General features: G+C 68.3%; 4 protein-coding genes. 2 read left to right on the forward strand and 2 right to left on the reverse strand.

Going from position 1 to position 3,077, the window contains the following annotated elements:
- A partial coding sequence (locus KZA10_RS10795) for a crossover junction endodeoxyribonuclease RuvC (RefSeq protein ID WP_218682883.1) occupies nt 1-397 on the reverse strand: 397 nt, incomplete at its 3' end.
- 45 nt (nt 398-442) lie between these two features.
- On the reverse strand, nt 443-1,204 hold the full coding sequence (locus tag KZA10_RS10800) for a YebC/PmpR family DNA-binding transcriptional regulator (protein WP_017830533.1): 762 nt from the start codon (nt 1,202-1,204) through the stop codon (nt 443-445).
- Nucleotides 1,205-1,290: 86 nt separating this feature from the next.
- Between KZA10_RS10800 and KZA10_RS10805 the strand changes: the two genes are divergently transcribed.
- Both KZA10_RS10805 and KZA10_RS10810 read left to right on the forward strand, forming a co-directional pair.
- Entirely contained in the window at nt 1,291-2,001 is a 711-nt protein-coding gene (locus KZA10_RS10805; RefSeq protein ID WP_218682884.1) for a dienelactone hydrolase family protein, read from the forward strand.
- An 88-nt stretch (nt 2,002-2,089) separates the two neighbouring features.
- Nucleotides 2,090-2,920, forward strand: a complete 831-nt coding sequence (locus KZA10_RS10810) for a phosphotransferase (protein WP_308289648.1) — start codon at nt 2,090-2,092, stop codon at nt 2,918-2,920.
- Nucleotides 2,921-3,077: the final 157 nt, after the last annotated feature.

Here is a 3,077-nt window from a genome sequence, read left to right on the forward strand (position 1 = left end):
GCGCGATCATGGTCTGCACCTGTCGCTTGTCTGCAGCGCCGTATCCCGTCACCGCCGCCTTGACCTCGCTCGGGGTATGGGTGGCGGCAGGCAGCCCCGACTCGGAGGCGATCAGCAGCGCGACGCCACTGGCCTGCGCCGTTCCCATGACCGAGTGGGTGTTCTGCTGTGCGAACACGCGCTCGACGGCCACCGCGTGCGGACGGTGCTCGGCGATCACGGCGCGGATGCCGGCGGCGACGATCGACAGACGATCACCGATCTCCGCGTCCGGCGATGACCTGATCACGCCGACGTGCACCAGAGTCCCGCGACGCGAGCCGTCGACGTCGACGACGCCGACACCACACCGGGTGAGCCCTGGATCGATGCCGAGCACACGCAGAGAGGAGGTCACTCCCCCAGGCTAGGCCGCAGGACCGACACCGGCCGCTCGGCGCGCCTACGCCTCGTCGTTCTCCAGTTCGGCCTGGACCTCGGGGGTCAGATCGAAGTTGGTGAACACGTTCTGCACGTCTTCGCTGTCTTCCAGGGCGTCGATCAGACGGAAGATCTTGCGCGCCGTGTCGGCGTCGATCTCGACCTTGAGGTTCGGGACGAACTCGACGTCGGCCGATTCGTAGTCGATCCCCGCTTCCTGGAGCGCGCTGCGCACGGCCACGAGGTCGGTCGCTTCGGTGATGACCTCGAAGCCCTCGGCGTGCGGCTCGATCTCCTCGGCACCCGCCTCGAGCGCCGCCATCATGACGTCGTCCTCTGAGGTGCCCTCGGAGCCGACGACGATGACGCCCTTGCGGCTGAAGTTGTAGGCCACGCTGCCCGGGTCGGCCAGCGTGCCGCCGTTGCGGCTGAGAGCCGTGCGCACCTCGGCGGCCGCGCGGTTCTTGTTGTCGGTCAGACACTCGATCATGAGCGCGACACCGTTGGGCCCATAGCCTTCGTACATGATCGAGAGGTACTCGACGGCTTCGCCGCCGATACCTGCGCCGCGCTTCACCGCGCGATCGATGTTGTCCTTCGGGACAGAGGTCTTCTTCGCCTTCTGCACCGCGTCGAAGAGCGTCGGGTTGCCCGCCAGGTCAGGTCCGCCGAGCTTCGCGGCGACCTCGATGTTCTTGATGAGCTTGGCCCAGGACTTCGCGCGCCTGGAGTCGATAATGGCCTTCTTGTGCTTCGTGGTCGCCCACTTGGAATGCCCGGACATAAGTCTCCGCTCGTCGTATCCGCGTGAGCTCGCGCTCAGCGCGTCGTCCATTCTATCGAACGGCGCGGGTGGCGCAGGATGGAGGAATGCGCAGATCACGACACATCGCTCCTGCACGGCTCTCCTCGCACGTGCGCGACGGCGAGCCGACACCGGCCGACGCCTTGCGCTACCTGGTCCATCTGCCGGACGACTACGACGCCGATCGGGAGAAGCTCTGGCCCCTCGTACTGTTCTTGCACGGTGCCGGAGAACGAGGTTCCGACATCGACCTCGCCGCCGTGCACGGCCCCCCGATGCTGGCGGATGCCGGCCGCGAGTTCCCCTTCGTGCTCGTCACACCCCAGTGCGCGGAGTCGAGTCAGTGGGTCGCCGAGGTCTCGACGCTGTCCGCACTGCTTGACGAGGTCATCGCGGCGCACCGCATCGACCCGGCGCGCATATCGGTGACCGGACTCAGCATGGGCGGGTTCGGGACCTGGAGTCTGGCGGTGCGCTATCCGGAGCGGTTCGCCGCGATCGCACCCATCTGCGGCGGACTGTGGATGCAGAGCGCCGCGCCTGTGCGCAGCCTGCCCGTCTGGGCGTTCCACGGCGACGCCGACGATGTCGTGCCGATCTCCGCCACGGAGCAGATCGTGACCGAGCTCCAGTCGCTCGACGCCGACGTGCGGTTCACGCGATATGCGGGCGTCGGTCACGATTCCTGGACCGAGACGTACGCGAACCCCGAGTTCTACGACTGGCTGCTCTCCCACCGCCGGGTCGATCCCGACACGGAGGGCACCGCACGATGAACACCGGAGCTGATCGCCTCCGGCCCGCCTGGACGGCGCTTCCTCCGTCGGTACGCGCACAGATCGTCGGGGCGATCGGGGCGACTTCGTGACCGACCGGCCCGCACACGGCGGCTTCAGCGCCTCCTATGCGGGCGTCGTGACGACCACGGCGGGTCATGCCTTCGTCAAGGCCTGCGGTGCCGACTGGCATGCGGACTCGCTGCACTTCCTCCGCGAGGAGATGCGCACGCTCGTCGACCTGCCCTCTTCGGTCGCTCCGCGCCTCCTCGCCGCCTTCGACGACGCCGCGGGTGCCGCACTCGTCATCGAGGCGATCGACGGACACCACCCCGGTCGACCGTGGACGGTCGAAGATCTGCACGCCGTGGCTCAGGCCCTGCGAGCGCTCTCGACCACCGCCGCGCCGTCGGAGATGCCGCGAGCGGAAGACCGCATGATCCCCGGCTTCGCCCGGTGGACGGAGATAGCCGGGGATCCCCGTCTCCTCGAGGCTCTGCCCCACGATCTGCCGGCGCGGATGCCGCAGCTCCTGCGGATCGAGGAGGGCCTCAGCGACGCCCTGCACGGCGACGTCATCGTGCATGACGACGTGCGGGCGGACAACATCCTCATCAGCGGTGCACGAGCGCACCTGCTCGACTGGCCGCATGCATCCAGGGGCGCTGCGTGGGTCGACCTGCCCTGTCTGCTGCCGAGCATCGAGGCGTCGGGTGGGCCGACCTGCGAAGAGGCGTGGGCTGTCTTCGAAGACCACCATGCGCCGTCGCAGATCGAGTTGCTCCCCGTGATCTCCGCGTTCGCGTCGTTCCTCTGGTACCAGCAGACACAACCGGAGATTCCGCAGCTCCCTGGCCTTCGCGCCTTCCAGCGCGCGCAGGCGGTTCCGGCGCTGCGCTGGCTCGCCACGCTGCTCTGATCAGACGCGCGGCGTCACCATCGCGTCCCACCCCGACGCCGACCAGATCGGCGTCGGGGTGGGTGATCCGCGTGCCGTCCGGGGTCATGATCGTGATGAAGTCGAGCCCCGCGCCGGCGATCACGTCGAGGGAGTACGGCTCGAGCACCTGGGTCGC

The organism is Microbacterium sp. BF1 (assembly GCF_019279095.1).
Classification (GTDB): Bacteria; Actinomycetota; Actinomycetes; order Actinomycetales; family Microbacteriaceae; genus Microbacterium; species Microbacterium maritypicum.

What these genes read in the sequence shown, in the direction of transcription:
- KZA10_RS10800 (WP_017830533.1), bottom strand. Translation starts at nt 1,204, where the DNA reads ATGTCCGGGCATTCCAAGTGGGCGACCACGAAGCACAAGAAGGCCATT.
- KZA10_RS10805 (WP_218682884.1), top strand. Translation starts at nt 1,291, where the DNA reads ATGCGCAGATCACGACACATCGCTCCTGCACGGCTCTCCTCGCACGTG.